The organism is Streptomyces albidicamelliae (genome assembly GCF_025642175.1).
In the GTDB taxonomy this organism is placed as follows: domain Bacteria; phylum Actinomycetota; class Actinomycetes; order Streptomycetales; family Streptomycetaceae; genus Streptomyces; species Streptomyces albidocamelliae.
The window spans coordinates 8068866-8086560 of the sequence record NZ_CP106795.1; the positions used below are offsets into that span (position 1 = coordinate 8068866).

Consider the following 17695-nt stretch of genomic DNA (forward strand, 5'->3'; position numbering starts at 1 on the left):
AGCGTTCGGTTCGGATGCTGCTCCGGTGTGCAACTGAGCGGGCACTGGCCGAGTGTCCTTCCGGTTCCAAAACCGTGTGCGAGCCGCCCGGAGGGGCCTTTAGCCTCCGGGCATGGATCTTCGCGAAGAACTTCCGGGCGACAGGCAGGCCGTGCGGGATGTTCACCTGCAGGCGTTCGGTGACCATGGCCTTGCCGTGGCCGACCTGGTCGATACCCTGCGGGACACCATCACACCCGAGGACGGTCTCTCGCTGGTCGCCGAGCACGACAGGCAGGTCGTCGGGCATGTCATGTTCACCCGCAGTCTTCTCGATGCGCCTCGTCGGCTGGTTGACGTGCAAGTCCTCAGTCCTTTGGCCGTGATGCCTGAGCTCCATGAGCGGGGTATCGGCTCAGCCCTGGTTCGACACGGACTGGGGGTCCTGGCCGAGCGGGCTGTTCCGCTCGTCTTCTTGGAGGGTGATCCGGGCTATTACTCGCGTTTCGGTTTCGTGCCCGGTGGTGGCCTGGGCTTCCGAAAGCCGTCCTTGCGCATCCCGGATGGTGCCTTTCAGGTCATCAGGTTCCCGGAGTATGAGCCATGGATGACGGGGACGCTGGTCTATGCAGAGCCGTTCTGGCGGCATGACGCAGTCGGCTTGCGTGACCCCAACGCCAAGTGACGCCAGTGCCGGACCGATTGTGCTCCTCTTTCCAGTCGGGGAGTTCTGCCTGGCCGCGGTCCCGGCGGTGAGGGATCACCAGTCCGGTGCCCTGGTAGCCGCCGTCGGCGATCGTGGTCGTGTTGCCCACGGCGGCCTTGGCGCCGGACTCCTCCCAGCCGCGGGAGTCGTGGCGGTTGCCCGGCAGCGGCCGGCCGACCACCACGACGAGTCGGGTGTCCGCGTCGATGACAACCTGGTGAGCGGTGGAGTACCGGTAGTTCTTGGACTGCACGGCCACCGCGTGGTCGCGGGTGGGCACGAGAGTGCCGTCCACGATCAGCACCGTGTCCCTGGCAAACCGCCTACGGGGCTGGAGCGCGAGCACCGGCCCGAGATGGTCGATGACGCGGTCCGCGGCCGACTTCGAGACCCCGAACAGCGGAGCGAGCTGCCGCATCGTCAAGTTAGCCACAGGAAGATCACCTCACCCGTGACCGGCAGTTACGGGACCGGCCTTAGGATGGGAACGTGCGTGCGAATGAAGAGGAATTGCGGCCCGCTCTGACTCCCGGATTGACCGGGGCGGAGCTCCTGCGCTGGTACTGGACCCTGGCCGAACTGTCCGGTCTGGCCCGCAGGATGGGTCTGCCCACCGCAGGGGGCAAGCCCGCGCTGACGGCCCGGCTCGCCGCCGCGCTCGACGGTCTCCCCGCGCCGGAGCCGGCACGTCCCGCGCGGCGCGGCGGGCGCCAGCTCACGGCCCCCGTCGACGGTGACACCGTGATTCCGGAGGGTCAGCGGTGCAGCCAGGTGCTGCGCGAGTACTTCCTGCGGGAGATCGGGCCCGGCTTCCACTTCGACGCCTTCATGCGGGACTACATCGCCCGGCAAGCGGGCCACACCCTCGCCGAGGCGGTGGCCCACTGGCACGCCACTCGGCCGCAGGCGGCCCGACCGCAGGAGATCGGGGCCCAGTTCGAGCTCAACCGGTTCCTGCGGGACTGGCACGCCCGCCACCCGGACGGCACCCGGCGCGAGGCCCTGGCGGCCTGGCAGCTCCACCGGGCGCGGCCCAGGAGCTGATCCCGGCGCCCGAAGCGGAGCCGGGCCCCGGCGGTGCGCTGAGGGCTGTCCCGTAGTCCCTGGTGGATCAGTGCGCGGCGTCGGACGCGGTGCATCGCAAGGCGGAGGAGCGTCCTCATACGGGGCAAATTCGGGTGTTCCGGCAACGCAGCGAGGCGCCGTAGCCGGCGGCGTGCGCCCGCGGGGGATTGCGGGACAGCCCTTAGACGACGTCGAATTCGTTGCCCTCCGGGTCCTGGAGCAGGACGGCGTACTGCCCCATGTCCGGCAAGTCCGTGATCCGGAGCACGTCGGCGCCGGCCTTCACCAGTCGCTCCACCGTGGCGGTGACGCGCTGCGTGCGGACCGCCAACGGGACGTCCCGCCCGCCGCCGACCTTCAGGTCGAAGTGGATGCGGTTCTTGACCGCCTTGGGCTCCGGAACCTGCTGGAACCACACGCGCGGCCCCCGGCCGGCGGGGTCGACGATCGACTCCGGCACGTCGCCCGCACCATCGGGCAACTCCTCCTCGGGCACCCCCATGGCCGCCCAGTACGCCCGCCACGTGGCATGACCGCCCGGCGGAGGTTCCGGCACGTATCCCAGGGCCTCGCTCCAGAACGCCACCAGCCGCCGGGGATCGGCACAGTCGATCGTCAGTTGCAGCGTCATCTCCATGGGCAGAGCCTGACAGACGCCTCTGACAGTCGTGCCGGACCGGCCACCCCCACCGGAGCGGAACGGCTCCAGCCACTTCACGGCCCCTTCGTGCCGAGAACTACCGGTGGTCGGCCAACCGGGCCTGCCTCACCTGGCGGTCGACGGCCCAGGCGTCGGCGACCGGCCCGAGGTGGCCGAGCTTGTCGGGGTTGATCACGGAGCGAATGGTCCGGATCTGCCCGTCGACCACGTCAAGGGCGAGGACGTGGAGCACCTTGCCGTCCCGGTCGCGGAAGATCGCGCCTGGCTCCCGGTTGATCTCTCGCGGCTCGAAGGTGACTCCGATCCGGGCGAGCAGCGGGATGACGGAGACGAGCAGCCGGGCCACGTTCTCGGTACCGCTGACCGCCCTGGCGAGCTGCGGGGCCTTGCCGCCGCCGTCCCCGACCAGCTGGACGTCGGCGGCCAGCAGATCCCGCAGCCCGCCCACGTCACCGCCTCTCAGCGCGTCGAAGAACCGCGTCGCCAGCTCCTGCCGCTCCTGGCCGTCCGCTTCGAACCGTGGCCGTCCGGCCCGCATGTGCCGTCGGGCCCGTACGAGCAGCTGCCGGCACGCCGCCTCCGACCGCCCCACCGCGGCGGCGACCTCGTCGAACCCGAAGTCGAACACCTCGCGCAGGACGAACACCGAGCGCTCCAGCGGGCTGAGCCGCTCCAATAGCAGCAGCGCCGCCATCGACACCGAGTCGGCCAGCTCCGCCGAACGTGCCGGATCCTCATACGGATCGCTGAGCAGCGGCTCGGGGAACCACGGGCCGACGTACTCCTCCCGCCTCACCCGCGCGGAGCGCAGCACGTCGATCGAGATCCGCGTCACCGTGGCCGACAGAAACGCCTTGGCCGACGCGACCCGGGTTGCCGAACCGTCGTAGCGCAGCCACGTCTCCTGCACCGCGTCCTCGGCCTCGCCCACGCTGCCGAGGATGCGGTAGGCGATCGAGAACAGCAGCGGCCGCAGCTCCTCGAACTCATCGATCTTGTTCACGTCAGTGGAACTGCCCGGGCTCGTAGTGGCCGGCCGGCTGCCGGGTGATGATGTTCAGCCGGTTCGCCGCGTTCATGAAGGAGACGAGGACCACCAGGGCGCTGAGCTGTTCCTCGGCGTAGTGCTTGGCGGCGTACGCCCACACCTCGTCGCTGACGCCCGTGGCCGCGTCCGCGACCCGGGTCCCTGCCTCCGCCAGCTCCAGCGCGGCACGCTCGGCGTCGGTGAAGACCGTGGCCTCCCGCCACGCCGCGACCAGGTTCAGCCGGACCGAGGTCTCGCCCGCTGCGGCGGCGTCCTTGGTGTGCATGTCGATGCAGGCGGCGCAGCCGTTGATCTGGCTGACGCGCAGCGCCACCAGCTCCTGCGTCGCGGCCGGCAGCGGCGACTCCTTGAGCGCCTTGCCCGCCGACATGAAGTGCTTCAGGACCTTGGCGGCGGTCGGGTCGGCGAAGTAGTTCAGTCGCGCGTCCATGGTGTGCTCCTCCACGCTCGTCAGTGGCTTCACCCCTTGAGACGAGACGGCCCAACGCCCTGTGACACCCCTGGATGTGACCCGCGTCTCCCCGGCGCCGACGGTCCGCCCGACTCCTCCCGGCGCGCACCGCCGTACGCATACTGTCACCAGGCGCCGCGACTCGCAGTCTTGGCGAACGATCGTCAAACCCGTGGGAGTGGTACGGGCTCTGGCTTCACCTTCGCGTAGGGGCGAGCCTGACGAGCCCTTCGATGCCTGCGAGTTGGTCGTGGATGACGGTGTCTGGACTCGGAGCGGTGATCAGAAGGAGCACGGGCAGATCGGGGTGCTGCTCGTCGTAGAGGTCGTCGTCGCCGTCGTCGCCGGGTATCGCGTTGGGCTGGACCTGGATGCGGGTCGCGTCGCTGAGGGTGGCGAGCAAGAAGGCGCCGAGGTGGTCGCTGTCCCGTTCGGTGAAGGCTGCGCCGAGGCGGTCGGTCACCAGGTCGGCAAGCTGCCGGGCGGTGTGGACGCTCGTGCCGTAGGTGTCGAAAGCGGTCACGGTTCGAGGTGCTCCTCAGGCTGCGAAGGTGTGGCCGTGATCCACCGGCAGCCCGCGTTCGAAGCGGGCGCCGGCGTGGACGAGTGGGACGCCGGGGGCTCCGGTGATCGCGCGTGCGTGGGGCAGCCGTACGCGTCCTGAGAAGATGCCGGCATGGCAGATTCCCCGATGCACATCAACGCCCTCATCGTCGACGCCGCCGACCCTGAGCGGCTGGCCGCGTTCTGGGCCGAGGTGCTCGGCAGGCCCGTCGTGGGCCGGACCGGGCCGTACGTGTGGCTGCGGCGGGAGAACGGCCTTGGCCTCGGCTTCCAGCAGACCGACGAGCCCAAGTCGGGCAAGAACCGCATGCACTTCGACATCACCTCACCCGACCCGGCGAGCGAGCAGCAGCGGGTCGAGGCGCTCGGCGGGCGCCGGCTGGAGCAGTACGCGGACGGGGGATTCCTGGTCATGGCGGACCCCGAGGGCAACGAGTTCTGCATCATCCCCGAGGGCCCCTTCGAACTCGACGACGACGGCCGCACCACCTACCTGGAGGGCCGCTGACCGTTCAGCCGCGGGTCCGGACGGCAACCTGAGCCTGCGCATCCCGCGTCCAGTCCCGGGCGAGGAGCCCGAGCACCACTTCGTCCACGAACTCGCCCAGCACCCAGGCCGAGGAACGCAGCACACCCTCACGGACGAAGCCGTTCCGCTCGGCGGAGCGCAGCATCGCGGTGTTGTCCGACAACGTCTCGATCTGCAGCCGCTGCAGGCCGCGCACGACGAAGGCGTAGTGGCACAGCACCGCGACCACGTCGGTGCCGTAACCCTTGCCACGGGAGGCCGGCAGCAGCCCGAGCCCGATGTGCGCGGACCGGTTGTGCGTGTCGATGCCCCAGAGCACCGTGGAGCCGACCAGGGTGCCGCCTTCGAGCTCCACCACGGAGAACTGGGCGCGCCGCTCCTCCTCGTCGTCCACCACGAGCCGCGGATCCTGGTAGCCGGGTGTGATCGGCCGCCACGGGCCGCTCTCGGCCCGGGAGGAGTTGACCACGTCGTCGTAGAGCTCGGCTCGCAGAACCGGGATGTCGTCCTCGTGCCGGGCCCTGAGCCCCACCTTGCCGCCTCTCAACATGCGAGCTTCCTATCCGGCGGGAGAGGCCCACGGCAAACCAATAAGGGCACGCCCGAGTTGGTACGGCGGCGGCACGGACATCGGGAGTGCGGAAGTACGCAGACGACGGCCCCCTCGGAGTGATCTCCGAGGGGGCCGTCGCGGATCCGGGGGCATCGGGGGAGGGCGGCGTGGCCGCCCTTCCCGCTGTGCGCGGCCCGGTGAGCCGATCAGTACTGCTCGGTCTCCATGAAGCCCGTGCCCCCGTTGTCGTCCGCGTCGAAGGCGGCGGCGGTCGGGTCGAATCCGGGCGGGCTGTCCTTCAGGGCCAGGCCCATGCCGGCCAGCTTCGCCTTGACCTCGTCGATGGACTTCGCACCGAAGTTGCGGATGTCCAGGAGGTCCGCCTCCGAGCGCGCGAGCAGCTCGCCCACCGAGTGGACGCCCTCACGCTTGAGGCAGTTGTAGGAACGGACCGTGAGCTCCAGCTCCTCGATCGGCAGCGCCAGGTCGGCGGCCAGGGCGGCGTCCGTGGGGGACGGGCCCATGTCGATGCCTTCGGCGTCGATGTTCAGCTCGCGGGCGAGACCGAACAGCTCGACCAGGGTCTTGCCGGCCGACGCCATGGCGTCACGCGGACGCATGGCCTGCTTCGTCTCGACGTCGACGATCAGCTTGTCGAAGTCGGTCCGCTGCTCGACACGCGTGGCCTCGACCTTGTACGTGACCTTCAGCACCGGCGAGTAGATGGAGTCGACCGGGACGCGGCCGATCTCCTGGCCCGCCTGCTTGTTCTGCACGGCGGAGACGTAGCCGCGGCCGCGCTCGACGGTCAGCTCCATCTCCAGCTTGCCCTTGCCGTTGAGCGTGGCGAGGGCGAGGTCGGGGTTGTGGACCTCGACACCGGCCGGGGGCGCGATGTCGGCGGCGGTGACCAGACCCGGGCCCTGCTTGCGCAGGTACATCACGACCGGCTCGTCGTGCTCCGAGGAGACGACCAGCTGCTTGATGTTGAGGATCAGGTCGGTGACATCCTCCTTGACGCCCGGCACGGTGGTGAACTCATGCAGGACACCGTCGACGCGGATGCTGGTGACAGCAGCGCCGGGGATCGACGACAGGAGGGTGCGACGGAGAGAGTTGCCGAGGGTGTAGCCGAAGCCCGGCTCCAGCGGTTCGATCACGAACCGGGAGCGGAACTCGTCGACGACCTCTTCGGTCAGGGACGGACGCTGAGCAATCAGCACGAGGTATTGCCTCCAACTTTTCGGCGCCCGCTATGTGACGCCCGTAGACACCAGAAGGGTACGGGCGGTTCGGCCTTCCACGAAGTCGAACCGCCCGCCGACCGGCCGACCGGCAGGCTCAGCTCGTGCGGGAAAGGGGGCCAACGGTCAGCGAGGGTAGCCACCAGTGCACTTCGTAGGCGCATACTAGGGGCGATGACAAAGCCTGCTGCACCTAAGCGCCATTTGCCCACGAGCCCCTTCAAGGCTCCCATCACGCCGCCTCCGAAGCACTTCGCCGTGGGCGACCAGGTCACGCACGACGCGTACGGCCTCGGCCGAGTGATCGGTATCGAGGACGGAGTCGCTGCACTCGTGGACTTCGGTTCCGAGCAGATGCGGATCCTGAGCCCGTACAGCAAGATGACCAAGCTGTAGCGACCGCGGTCCTCGGTCGGGGCGCCCGGCGCCCCGCGGAGACGTCCCACGACGGCGACACCCCTCGCCATCGCGGTGGACGCCCTGCGGGACGCGGCTGGGGGCTGCGGTGGAAGCACTGTGGCGCGCCCAGGTGACACGCGTCAGCCCGGCGGCCCGCGACCGCGGGGAAGAACGACGCGCCCGAAGCGCCGTAAAGCTGTCCTCCTCGGCTCGGCCGAGGCCGGAACGGCAGGGGCGAACGGGCGCGCGAAGGACCCCGTCGGGTCAGCGGGCGGCCGGGAAGGTCTTCAGCCAGGTGCCCCCGTCCTGCTCGGTGGCGTCCGTGTAGCCGTCCTGCCGTCCTTGCCGGGCCCTCGTTCGCAGTCGAGCCGTACGGTCCCCTGGCCGATGCCGCGGATCCACTGCCGGAACGCCTGCGGGCGCATCAGCCGCTCGGGCACCATCTGGGTGCTGATGTCCTGGGCGATCCCGTCCATGACAGCAGCCACCTCGTCGAGCGGAGCCGCGGTCGAAGTCGGTGCCGGGCACAGGTACGAGGAGTGGGCTGTTGGCCGATGCCCCGCACGGTGCCGGTGAATCGCCGGCCGCCGGGCCCGGTGACCTTGACGTCGAAGGTTCCGGCGGCTGCGGCCACCGGATTGCCCGGGTAGGTCTTGGCCCACAGCTGGTCCGCGCGCTGCGTGGCGTCGCCGATTCCGTACTGCCCGTACAGGCCGTCGCCCGCCGGGATCAGGGCCGCGGAGCTGCCGCCGCGCAGCGCGTTGCGGTAGCGGATCCGGAGTGTCAGGGCCGGGAAGCCCCTGCGGAAGTCCTTGATCACTGACCGGCAGGAGTGGCACGGGCCCATGTCGGAGGTGGCGGTAGATCTCGTCGGCGAGGAGGTTCACCACCTGCCGTCCCGCGTCCTTGCTGTGCTGGACGCCCTTGAGGGCGCCGGTCCAGTCCTTCGGCTCGGGCAGGTCCTGGCCCCCCACTCGTCACGGTGTACTGCACGACCGCCCCCACGGTCGATTCCCCTCGCCGGTCACCCGCCCACCGATCAAGGGGTGGAGGAGCGAACGCACGCTCGGCACGCGAAACGGGGACGGTCGATCGGCCCCTGGTGGCTTCCCGACCGTGCCGCGGGTCGATCCTGACGGTGGCCGCGGCGCGAGCACGCTCGTCCCGCCGCGCCGGGGATCAGCACCCGTAGCGCTCGCAGTGCGGATCGCGGGCCTGCTCAGAGGCCGGAAAGGCGTCGCCCCGCAGCAGGTCGCGGATCGGCCGCCCCCTGCGTGGAAGACCAAGTGCCCCCGCTCTCGTCCGCCGTCCGGGACGGCGCGGTTCCGCTTCCGCGGGGGACGCCGGCCGTCGGCTGCCCCAGCGCCTTCGCGAGGGCGTCGGCGAGTACGTCCGCTCCGTGGGCGCTGAGGTGGACTCCGTCGAGGAAGCAGGGGGCGTCCTCGTCCGCGTACACGGTGGACAGATCGAGGAAGGTCGCGGTCGGGAAGCGCGCGGACAGCTCGGCCAGGCCCTGCCGGTAGACCTGGTAGACGGAGGCGATCGAATCGGCGTAGGCGTCGAACAGTTCGGCGCGGCCGGGCTGCCCGTCCCTGCCGGTGAAGGCGAAGTCGTAGTGCGAGGTGACCCAGTTCCGGGTGAACTCCGTGCCCAGCGCCGGCTGGAGCAGCGAGTGCGGCTGCAGGGCGCAGACGAAGTGGCTGCCCTGCTGCTCGCAGACGGTGGCCATCAGCGCCTGGTTGTCCAGCCACTGGGAACCGCGCAGCCGTGCTCCCGAGCGGGGGAAGACGGCGGAGTCCAGGTGCGGCAGGCTGCGCACCACGGAGGGTTTGCGGGCGAACGGGACGTGGGTGTCGTCGATCTCGTGCGGGGCGTGGATCCTCAAGTAGTGGTGGTAGTCGGAGAAGGTCCAGTTCAGCACCTGTGCACCCGGACCGTTGACCAGGTCCATGGCGAACAGGGTGTTGAAGTCGTTCCAGCCGGAGAGGGTCACCACGCTGTCGGGCCTGGCGTGACGCAGCCGGTAGAGCAGCATCGCGGACTCGCCGCGCGACCATCCACCCGGCACGGCGAAGCTGAGCACCTCGGGCCCGTCGTCGGCGTCGGCGAGGCGCCGGTGGAGGCGTGCGGGCACGGTGGCGGCGTTGTCCGGCAGGCCGAGCCCGTACAGCGCGCTGCCGCCCAGCATGATCACCCGGCGCCGGTGGGACGGTTCCAGATCGGCGGGCTCCGCCATCCCGGGCACGCGCAGGAACCCCAGCGGACTGACGTCCAGGCCGCCGCGCGCGTCGACGCCGGCGAAGTCGCCGCCCCGGGGGAGGTGCCGTCCGGCCACGGGATCGAACAGCTCCGCCGGCGGGGCGTCCTCGCGGCGGCCGCGCCCCGTCCCACGCGTGCGGCGGGATACACGCTCGCGCCACCCCCCGCGCCCCGGCTCACGGTCGCGGAACAGGGCGGCCAGCAGAGCCGTACGCCCGTACCGGGTGACGTCCCCACGTCCGTGCATGACCAGCAGTTCGCGTACCGGTACCGAGAGTGCGAACCGGACCGCAGCCCCGCGGTCGACCGTCCCGCCGTCGTTACGGAACACCAGCAGTGCGGTCACGCCCGCGGCACGTACCGCGCGCCTGCCCTCCGGGGCGAGCCGGCCGGCCACGATCTCCGCCTGCGGGAGGAGGAGCACCGGCAGCCCGAACCGTTCGAACGCCGCTTCCGTCCACGCCCGGTCGCCGGCCACCGTGTCCGGCAGGATGAGCAGGGCGGGGCGTCGCCCGTCGCGTTCGAGCCGGTCCAGCGCCACCTCGATCCCGCGGGGCCAGCCGGTGCACAGCAGCGCGGTGGTCATCAGTTGTCCTTCTCCTCCTGCCGCGGACGTCAGCCGGGCGGATGCCGGCCGCGTCGTCCCGGTGAACGGGGCGTCCGGTCCGGTCGGGTCAGTCGAGCGGCAGGCTGTCGTGGGCGAGTTCGGCCGACTGGTCGGCCTGACGGAACAGGTGGTCGCCGATGACCAGCAGGTCCATGCCGGTGCGCAGGAAGCACCGGTACGCGTCGTCGGCGGTGGCGACCACCGGCTCACCACGGACGTTGAAACTGGTGTTGACCAGGGCGGCACAGCCGGTGCGGGTCCGGAAGGCGTCGATGAGCCCCCAGAAGCGGGGGTTGTCCGCGGCCTCGACGGTGTGGTGCCGTGCGGTGCCGTCGACGTGCGTGGCCGCCGGGATGGGCGAGCCGTCGTCGCCAGGCCGGACCCGGGTGGTCAGCAGCATGTAGCGGGAGGGCACGGGGGGCTCCAGGTAAGCGTCCGCCGCCTCGGCGAGGAGCGAGGGCGCGAAGGGGCGGAAGTCCTCCCGGGCCTTGATCTTCGCGTTCAGCCAGGACTTGGCGGTGGCGTTGCGCGGGTCGGCGAGGATGCTGCGGTTGCCCAGTGCCCGGGGGCCGAACTCCATCCGCCCCTGGACCCAGCCGACGACCTTCCCCTCGGCCAGCTCCCCGGCCACCTCCTCGGCCAGCTTGTCGAAGTCGTCGTACGACGTGCAGTGCGCGCCGTACCGGCGCACCAGGTCGGCGACCGCGCCGTCGGGTATGTCGGGGCCGAGGTGGGCCGCCTTCATCCCGTCCGGGAGAGGAGCGGTGGGGCGGTGACCGCCCAGGGCCAGATGGTGGGCGGCGAGGGCGGCCCCGACGGCGCCGCCGGCGTCTCCGGCGGCGGGCTGGACCCACACCCGGTCGAACCCGGCCTCGTGCAGCACCCGGGAGTTGGCCACGCAGTTGAGGGCGACCCCGCCGGCCAGGCACAGCGCGTCGGCGCCGGTGAGCTCGCGTGCGTGGCGGGCGAGACGCACCATCACCTCCTCGGTGACCTGCTGCACGGCGAGCGCGAGGTTGGCGTACCGCTGGGCACCCCCGCTCTCGGGCCTGCGACGCGCCATCCCGAACAGCCGCTCCCAGCGCCGTACGTCGATGATGGTGCCGCCGCGGTGGAAGGTGAAGTACCGCATGTCCAGGACGAACGAGCCGTCCTCGCGCACGTCGACGAGCCGCTCCCGGATCAGTTCGCGCAACGCCCGGGTCTGCGGGGAGCCGGGGTCGCCGTAGGCGGCCAGGCCCATCAGTTTGTACTCGCCGCTGTCCACCTTGAACCCGCAGAAGTGGGTCACCGCCGAGTACAGCAGGCCAAGGGAGTGCGGGAAGACCTGTTCGGCCAGGGCGGTGATGCGTGCGCCCTCGCCGAGGAAGATGCCGGTGGTCGCCCACTCGCCCACCCCGTCGACGGTCAGGACGGCGGCACGCTCGAACGGGGAGGGGTAGTACGCGCTCGCCGCGTGCGAGAGGTGGTGCCTCGACCACAGGACGGGCAGGTCCCCGGAGAGTCCTGCGGTGCGCAGCCCGGCACGGATGCGCCGCTCGGTGTGGTCGGGCCGTGCGATACCGCCGCGCAGAGCGAGCCGGAACGCCTCGGCCCCTCCCGGCGCGGTGCCGAGCAGGCTCCGCCGGACCCGCTGGCGCTTGAGCCAGGGCGACTCGTAGTAGGCGACCGCGTCCACCTCGCCGGGCGCCTGACCGAGCAGATAGGCCAGGGCCTGCTGGGGGAAGGCGGGGTCGTGCTTGCGCCGTGTGAAGCGCTCCTCCTGCGCGGCGGCGACGATCTCGCCGTCGACGACCAGCGCCGCGGCGCTGTCGTGGTAGAAGGCCGAGATGCCCACGATGGCGGTCATGGCTGCACCGGTCCCTTCGGCCCGTCGAGGCGGTGGCACGAACGTTCGGCGGGTGAGATCCCGGCCCGTCCGGGCAGGAAGTCGTCCGGTCCGAACGCCCGGTCGAGTCGGCGCAGGGCCGAGCCGGTGCTCGCGCGGAAGGACCGCAGAGCGAGGGGGTCGCGTGCACCGCCGATGCGCCCGAGCAGGGCCAGCGGGGTGATCACGGCGTAGTACACGGCGGAGGTCAGGGCGTACGACACGGCGGCGACGGCCCCGTCGGCGCGGCTCACCACAGCGGGTAGCTGTCGCCGCTGCGGTTCCGCGCTCGCCGGAAGCGGATCAGATCCGACTCGGTCTGCTCCCGGGTGGACGCACGCGCTTTGGGGGTGATCCGTCGGGCCGTCGCCGAGAGCGCGCGGAAGCAGAGGTCCGACGCGGCGCGGACGCCTTTGCCCAGTTTGCCGGTCATCGTGTGGCACTCCTTGCGACTCGTCGGGAACCGTCGGATCCGGCCACGGGCGTGGCCAGCAGGCCGAACTCGGTCACCTGGGCGGCGAGCGCCTCGGCGTCGGCGGCGGTGGGGGCCGCGAGCGGGAGTCCGTCACGGTCGTAGAGGGCGGCCAGCGTCGCCCGTACGGCGAATCCCGGATCGTCGCGGCCGGCGAGCCGGGCGAGGAAGGCGGCGATGTCGTCGAAGGCGATGACCCAGCGGCGCGGCACGGCCACCCGCACCCCGGGTCCTCCCGTCTTCGGGAGCGGCGACCAGCGGGTGGGCCTGCGGGTGCCCACCTCGACGGCGTCCGCGGCCCAGACGTCGAGGGCCGCCTCGATGCGCTCCTGACTCCAGCCGCGCCACGGGCCCGGCTTGGGCGTGAACACGGCGTGGGGTCCGCGTCCGGCGAGCACGAGCAGCTGGGAGGTGGCCTGGTCGGGGGTGTCGGGGCTGTGCGCGAGGTTGCCGTACAGGACGTCGGAGAGTTCCCGGCGCAGCGCGGTCTTGACCTCCACCACCCGTGCGCAGGCGTCGCGTCCGCTCACCGTGATGCAGGCGGCGGGCCTGCCGATCAGATAGCGGCGGATGATGCCCGCGGTGAGTGGACGCCGGTCCGGGTCGACCTGCGGGTAGATCCCCGCCACCTGGCTCTCCGTCAGCCGGACGGGCACGCGCCCCGTCACGGTGAGGCCGGCACGGCGGACGGCGTCGACGGCATGGTCGGCGAGTCCCCTTTCCAGCGTGTCGGGCTTGAGGAGGAGGAACGAGTCCTCGGTCGGTGCGGTCATCGGGTGCAGCTGCCTTTCTCCTGGTCGAGCGCCGTCAGCTCGGTCAGGGCCGCGCGGTAGAGCGCGGCGTGCCGTTCGCTGCCCTCGGTGCCGGCGGCTCCGGGGGCGGCGAGGAAGAACCACAGGCCCAGCAGGAGCCGGACCCGGACCAGGTGCCGCAGTTCCCGGGCGTGGTCCGAGTCGCCGCCGAGCCGCCTCACGTGAGGTCGTTCGTACGGGGAGGCGGACTGCCCCGTGGGATAGAGCGCGGAGGCGCCGACCAGGGCACAGGCCTCACCGAGCAGAGGGGGGCCGGGGCAGAGCGAGTCCAGGTCGATCCGCAGCAACTGCCCCGTGTCGGTGCGCAGGGTGTTGTCGCGGTGGAGGTCGAAGTCCGCGACCTGGGAACGGTCGTGGAACAACGCGCGCATTCCGCGGTCGCCCGTGAGGGCGCGCAGTTCGCGCACCGCCTCGTTGTCCGGTCCGCGCAGCGCGATGTCGATGCGGTCGGCGAGCGACCGGACGCCGGTGAGGGCGTCGGCTTGCACCGCCGCCCCGAGCCGCGTGTTGAACCGCTGGTAGAAGTCGAGGAGTTCCCATTCCTCGTCGGTGCCGAGCCGGTGGCCGAGGGTGGTACCGGGTACGAATCGGCGCACCGTGACGGCCGAGCCGTCTCCGCGGGTCGCCGCCGCAAGCAACGGGGGAGTGCCGGTCGCGGTGCTCACGGCGTGCTGGACGGTGCGGTACTGGTCCAGCCTTCCGTCGGCGCCGAGGCCCGGGACCAGCTTGACCACGAACCGCGTGGCCGCCGGGCCGGCACCGCCGTCGGGGCCCGGGGAGACACGGTGGGCCGCGGGCCGCCAGAGCTGGTTGAGCCGCTCCGGCCGCAGAGCCGTCCAGGGATCGGTGAGCAGATGGGTGTCGCCGTGACCGATCGCCACGGGGGTGGTGCGGGGCCGCTGCCGCGCGGTGTTCACCAGGCAGCGCAGGAACGCGGCATGACTCACGACGAGTTGGGCGCCGCCGTACAGTTCCGCCCCGCCGGGTCCCGTCGCGGCCGTGAGGAAGGCGATCGCCCTGGCCTGGAGCCGGTCACCCGATTCGGCTCCCGGGATGGCGTCCAGGTCGCCGCGTGCCTTCCACACCCGGTGGGGCTCGGGGAGGGTGCGCGCTGCCTCGGCGTGGGTGAGTCCCTCCAGGACCCCCGCGCCCGCCTCCGCGAGCAGCCGGGTGCTGGTCACGGGCAGACCCAGTCGGCGGCCGGCGGCGGCCGCGGTCGCTCGGGCACGCACGGCGTCGCTGCTCCAGACGGTGCGGATGCCGGCGTCGACCGTGAGATCGGCCGCCCACCGCTCGGCCTCGGCGGCTCCGGCCGCGGTCAGGGGCGGCGAGGCGATGTCGCCCTGGATCCTGGCCTGCGCGTTCCACACCGACTCGGCGTGCCGGCGCACGGTCAACCGCACCGGGGTGTGTGTCGCCACGACCGTCCCCCTCAGCCGGCCGCGGCCGTGACGGCGCCCGCGCCGTACGCGGCCCATGCGGCCCGCCCCGCGTCCTGGCCCATCCGCAGGAAGGTCGAGCGGGCCGAACGGGCGGCGGGGTCGGACAGGATGCGGCCCACCTGGGCGTCGAGCTCGCTGAACGGGACGTCGAACACGCCCTGTTCGCGCAGGTGGGCGTGGAGCGAGGTGACGGCGCCCGCGTAGATGAGCATGTCCCGCAGCTCGCGCTCGTTGTAGCTGCTGGCGGAGACCACGCGCAGCTTGTCGTCGGCCTTGATCCAGATCTCGTCGTCGGTGCGGTCGAGCAGTTCGAACAGCTTGGTCTCCGGGATGGCCGTCAGGTGGTACGAGTGCACCGACCACGGGCGCAGCTCCTCCACGGTGAACCGCAGCGACTCGCGCAGGCCCGCCATGTCGTCCCCGGGCAGTCCGACGATCAGCTCGGCCCGCCAGGGAATGCCCCGGGCCGTCAGGTGCGGGACGTACTTCATGATCTTTCCGAAGTGGTTGCCGCGCACGTGCTTGGGCACGCTGGGGTTGGTCGTCTGGAGCCCCATCAGCAGCTCTTCGATGTTGGACTCGACGAGGACCTCGACGAATTCGTCGTCCAGGAACTCGGGGCGCATGTACGCGTTGATGGCGATCTCCGGAGCGAGGTCCCGGAACATGCGCAGGATCTCCTTGCCGCGGGCCGCCTTGCCGCCGAGGATCGGGTCGATCAGGAAGATGCGGCGGATCCCCCGGGCCCGCATGTTGCTGATCTCGGTACGCACGAAGTCGGTGTCGAAGGTGGCGAAGAACGGCAGCGTGTTGTGACCGCAGAAGCTGCAGTCGTAGATGCAGCCCCGCGCGGTCTCGTACCAGGTGAAGTCGGTCTCCACCGGGTCACCGGCCAGGAGTTCCTCGAACTCCGGGCCGAACAGCTCGATACCGTGCGGGAGTCGTCGGTCGCGCCGGTCGGGGACCGCGTGCCGGTAGGCGTCCCGACGCTCCCGGCGCGCCGAGTACAGGGGTTGGGCCAGCCCGTTCGCCAGGCGGAGCCCGTCGAACCCGGCGTCCTCGGCGCGCTGTTCGCAGAGCCAGGTGAGGGGCTCCTCCCCCTGCCCCATGGCGAACACCGTTCCCTCGGGCCAGTCGGCGTAGGGCATGGCCCTGGTCTCCGGCCCGCCGCAGACCACCAGCGGGGCCTGCGGGGCGTTCGACAGCTCCACGGTCAGCTGCCGGGTGCGCTCCAGGGTCCAGATGTAGGCGGGGACGCCCACCACGTCGAATCCCTCGGTTAGCAGCGAGGCCCCGGCCGCCTCGGCCGACCAGCCCTGCTCGTCGAACGCCCGCAGCCTGATCTCCCACTCGGGGTGCTGACGGCTCAGGTAGGCGCCGAGTCGCATGGAGCTGAGCGCGTGGGTGATGGGGAACTCGGCGAAGCGCTGCGAGTCGTAGAAACTGACGAGCGCGACTCTCATGGGGGCTCCTCGAAGAGCAGGGGAGTTCACAGCGAGTGGCGTACGGCTATCTCGCGGAAGTGCCGCAGCGCCGTGGGGTCGTCCGCCGGCGGTTCGGGCAGCTTCTTCTCGGGATGCCGGGCGAGGTAGTCCCGGGTGCACAGCGGGTCCTTGACCGCGCTGAAGTCGCCGGTGGTGCGCTCCGGGTCGAAGCGGCCGATCTGGACGATGCGGCGCGTGGTGCTGCCCGAGCGGCAGGAGCTGTAGATGTCGCAGCCGGAGCAGCCCTCGGGCTTCTCCAGGGCCTTCCAGAAGTCGGTGAGCTGCGTCGACCCGTTCCAGAAGTCCCGCAGACCGGTGAACTGGTCGTCGATGTTGCCGAGTTTGCGCGGGTGCATCAGGCACGGTGTGACGCTGCCGTCCGGGTTGAGCGCGATCAGCTCCTGACCTCCGATGCAGCCGGACAGGCCCGGTATGCCGATGTCGCCGCAGCCGGCCATCGGGTTGCTGACGTTGGTGATGGAGATCTGCGAGCCGTAGGTCTTCTGCAGCGTGCCGATGTACTCGATGGCGGCGTAGTACTCGTCCACCTGCTGGGAGTAGAAGCCCTGTTCGTGGTGGAGGCAGCGCTCGGGGTTGGCGAACTTCACCACGTCCGCGCCGGCGTCGATGCCGAGCTCGACCAGCGCCTCCAGTTCGGAGTAGGGGGTGGACGGCGTGTACGTCGGCTTGACGCACACCCGCATGTCGGAACCGGTCTCGCGCTTGCGCCGCACGGTGTGCCGCAGCGCGGCGACGACCTTGTCGAAGAGACCGGGGCCGCGCACCGCGCCGAACGTCTCCTCCGACGCGCCGTCGATGCTGAAGCTGACGGACTTCAGCCCGTTCCGCAGGATGATGTCCAGCGTGTCGTCGTCGATGAGGAGACCGTTGGTCGCCATCGACGTGTAGAGCCCCTGCTCGCTCGCGCTGTCCAGATAGTTCGCCAGCGCGCGTTTGTTGATGGTCGGCTCGCCGCCCGCGAGATGGACGCGCATGACGCCCCACTGCGCGAGTTCGGCCATGAGTTCCCGAACGCGCTGTTCGCGCATCGTGGTGGGACCCAGGAACTCGGCGGCGTAGCAGAAGGAGTCCTGGCCGCATTTGTGGCGGGCCAGATTACACAGCCAGGTGTAGTCGAAGTAGATTTCCAGCGGCCCGCTGAGCCGGTCCTGGTAGGGGGACCGGATCTCCCGGACCCGGCCGTCCAGGCCGAGTTCGCGCAGGTCGTCCGCGAGGCCGGCGGGCAGGGACCCGTCGTCCCATTCCTGGCCGGCGCTCTTGCGCTCGACGGCCCGCGTGACGAGGGCGTTCTCGCGGGCCTCCTTCGGCAGGAAGAAAGCGTGGCGGCGATTGCTCCACAGCAGGGGTCCGCAGAATTCGTGACGTACGACGACGTCCACGGGCTCCAGTGGCTCGACGGTGGTCACGGCGGACCGCCGGACTACGGGATCCGCGAGAGGGGTATGAGCGTTCACTTTGCTCCAAAGTGGCGTCGGGACGGCCATCATGACAGAGCATCAAGCCAGCCATCAAGGGCTTGTGACAGGCTAGTC

At 71.0% G+C, this 17695-nt stretch carries 19 protein-coding genes and 1 pseudogene; 4 read left to right on the top strand and 16 right to left on the bottom strand.

What is annotated here, in order from left to right; genetic code table 11:
* Positions 1 to 112: 112 nt before the first annotated feature.
* On the top strand, positions 113 to 664 hold the full coding sequence (locus tag N8I86_RS36470; protein WP_263279829.1) for a GNAT family N-acetyltransferase: 552 nt from the start codon (positions 113 to 115) through the stop codon (positions 662 to 664).
* Here the strand turns inward: N8I86_RS36470 and N8I86_RS36475 are convergent.
* Positions 645 to 1112: pseudogene (locus tag N8I86_RS36475) on the bottom strand (transposase); the annotation flags it as partial. The gene N8I86_RS36470 and the pseudogene N8I86_RS36475 overlap by 20 nt on opposite strands.
* Positions 1113 to 1174: 62 nt before the next feature.
* Here N8I86_RS36475 and N8I86_RS36480 point away from each other — a divergent pair.
* A complete protein-coding gene (locus tag N8I86_RS36480; RefSeq protein WP_263279830.1) occupies positions 1175 to 1729 on the top strand; it encodes an SAP domain-containing protein in 555 nt (184 codons plus the stop codon).
* 202 nt (positions 1730 to 1931) lie between these two features.
* Here the strand turns inward: N8I86_RS36480 and N8I86_RS36485 are convergent, their stop codons facing one another.
* From N8I86_RS36485 to N8I86_RS36500, 4 genes are all read right to left on the bottom strand, one after another.
* On the bottom strand, positions 1932 to 2387 hold the full coding sequence (locus tag N8I86_RS36485; protein ID WP_263279831.1) for a VOC family protein: 456 nt from the start codon (positions 2385 to 2387) through the stop codon (positions 1932 to 1934).
* Positions 2388 to 2487: 100 nt separating this feature from the next.
* Positions 2488 to 3414 carry an RNA polymerase sigma-70 factor gene (locus N8I86_RS36490; RefSeq protein WP_263279832.1) on the bottom strand — a complete coding sequence of 309 codons (927 nt, stop codon included), beginning with the start codon at positions 3412 to 3414 and terminating at the stop codon, positions 2488 to 2490.
* A gap of 1 nt (position 3415) precedes the next feature.
* The gene (locus tag N8I86_RS36495; protein WP_263279833.1) at positions 3416 to 3889 is read right to left on the bottom strand and encodes a carboxymuconolactone decarboxylase family protein; all 474 of its coding nucleotides are present in this window, start codon (positions 3887 to 3889) and stop codon (positions 3416 to 3418) included.
* 217 nt (positions 3890 to 4106) lie between these two features.
* Positions 4107 to 4433, bottom strand: coding sequence for a hypothetical protein (locus tag N8I86_RS36500; RefSeq protein WP_263279834.1), 327 nt, complete (start codon positions 4431 to 4433; stop codon positions 4107 to 4109).
* Between the two features lie 153 nt (positions 4434 to 4586).
* Here N8I86_RS36500 and N8I86_RS36505 point away from each other — a divergent pair, with 153 nt between their 5' ends.
* On the top strand, positions 4587 to 4982 hold the full coding sequence (locus N8I86_RS36505) for a VOC family protein (RefSeq protein ID WP_263279835.1): 396 nt from the start codon (positions 4587 to 4589) through the stop codon (positions 4980 to 4982).
* Between the two features lie 4 nt (positions 4983 to 4986).
* Here the strand turns inward: N8I86_RS36505 and N8I86_RS36510 are convergent, their stop codons facing one another.
* Entirely contained in the window at positions 4987 to 5553 is a 567-nt protein-coding gene (locus tag N8I86_RS36510; RefSeq protein WP_263279836.1) for a GNAT family N-acetyltransferase, read from the bottom strand.
* Positions 5554 to 5762: 209 nt separating this feature from the next.
* The gene (locus tag N8I86_RS36515; RefSeq protein WP_073898327.1) at positions 5763 to 6779 is read right to left on the bottom strand and encodes a DNA-directed RNA polymerase subunit alpha; all 1017 of its coding nucleotides are present in this window, start codon (positions 6777 to 6779) and stop codon (positions 5763 to 5765) included.
* 195 nt (positions 6780 to 6974) lie between these two features.
* On the opposite strand from N8I86_RS36515, the gene N8I86_RS36520 reads away from it, so the two are divergent.
* Positions 6975 to 7196 carry a hypothetical protein gene (locus tag N8I86_RS36520; RefSeq protein WP_073898329.1) on the top strand — a complete coding sequence of 74 codons (222 nt, stop codon included), beginning with the start codon at positions 6975 to 6977 and terminating at the stop codon, positions 7194 to 7196.
* A gap of 427 nt (positions 7197 to 7623) precedes the next feature.
* Here the strand turns inward: N8I86_RS36520 and N8I86_RS36525 are convergent, their stop codons facing one another.
* From N8I86_RS36525 to N8I86_RS36565, 9 genes are all read right to left on the bottom strand, one after another.
* Complete coding sequence (locus tag N8I86_RS36525; protein ID WP_263279837.1) at positions 7624 to 8019, bottom strand: hypothetical protein; 396 nt, start codon at positions 8017 to 8019, stop codon at positions 7624 to 7626.
* Between the two features lie 399 nt (positions 8020 to 8418).
* Positions 8419 to 10044, bottom strand: coding sequence for an SGNH/GDSL hydrolase family protein (locus N8I86_RS36530; RefSeq protein ID WP_263279838.1), 1626 nt, complete (start codon positions 10042 to 10044; stop codon positions 8419 to 8421).
* 88 nt (positions 10045 to 10132) lie between these two features.
* The gene (locus N8I86_RS36535) at positions 10133 to 11914 is read right to left on the bottom strand and encodes a carbamoyltransferase family protein (protein WP_263279839.1); all 1782 of its coding nucleotides are present in this window, start codon (positions 11912 to 11914) and stop codon (positions 10133 to 10135) included.
* Positions 11911 to 12189: a hypothetical protein gene (locus tag N8I86_RS36540; protein ID WP_263279840.1), complete on the bottom strand. Its 279-nt coding sequence runs from the start codon at positions 12187 to 12189 to the stop codon at positions 11911 to 11913. The genes N8I86_RS36535 and N8I86_RS36540 overlap by 4 nt, the downstream gene beginning before the upstream one ends.
* Complete coding sequence (locus N8I86_RS36545) at positions 12183 to 12365, bottom strand: hypothetical protein (protein WP_073898337.1); 183 nt, start codon at positions 12363 to 12365, stop codon at positions 12183 to 12185. The genes N8I86_RS36540 and N8I86_RS36545 overlap by 7 nt, the downstream gene beginning before the upstream one ends.
* Positions 12362 to 13177, bottom strand: coding sequence for a nucleoside-diphosphate kinase (locus N8I86_RS36550; RefSeq protein ID WP_263279841.1), 816 nt, complete (start codon positions 13175 to 13177; stop codon positions 12362 to 12364). Before N8I86_RS36550 ends, N8I86_RS36545 begins: the two co-directional genes overlap by 4 nt.
* Positions 13174 to 14637 (bottom strand): histidine phosphatase family protein, encoded by a 1464-nt coding sequence (locus N8I86_RS36555; RefSeq protein ID WP_263279842.1) that lies wholly within the window; start codon positions 14635 to 14637, stop codon positions 13174 to 13176. The genes N8I86_RS36550 and N8I86_RS36555 overlap by 4 nt, the downstream gene beginning before the upstream one ends.
* Before the next feature lie 11 nt (positions 14638 to 14648).
* Positions 14649 to 16121, bottom strand: a complete 1473-nt coding sequence (locus N8I86_RS36560; RefSeq protein ID WP_263279843.1) for a B12-binding domain-containing radical SAM protein — start codon at positions 16119 to 16121, stop codon at positions 14649 to 14651.
* 26 nt (positions 16122 to 16147) lie between these two features.
* Positions 16148 to 17569 carry a radical SAM/SPASM domain-containing protein gene (locus N8I86_RS36565; protein WP_263279844.1) on the bottom strand — a complete coding sequence of 474 codons (1422 nt, stop codon included), beginning with the start codon at positions 17567 to 17569 and terminating at the stop codon, positions 16148 to 16150.
* Between the last annotated feature and the right edge of the window lie 126 nt (positions 17570 to 17695).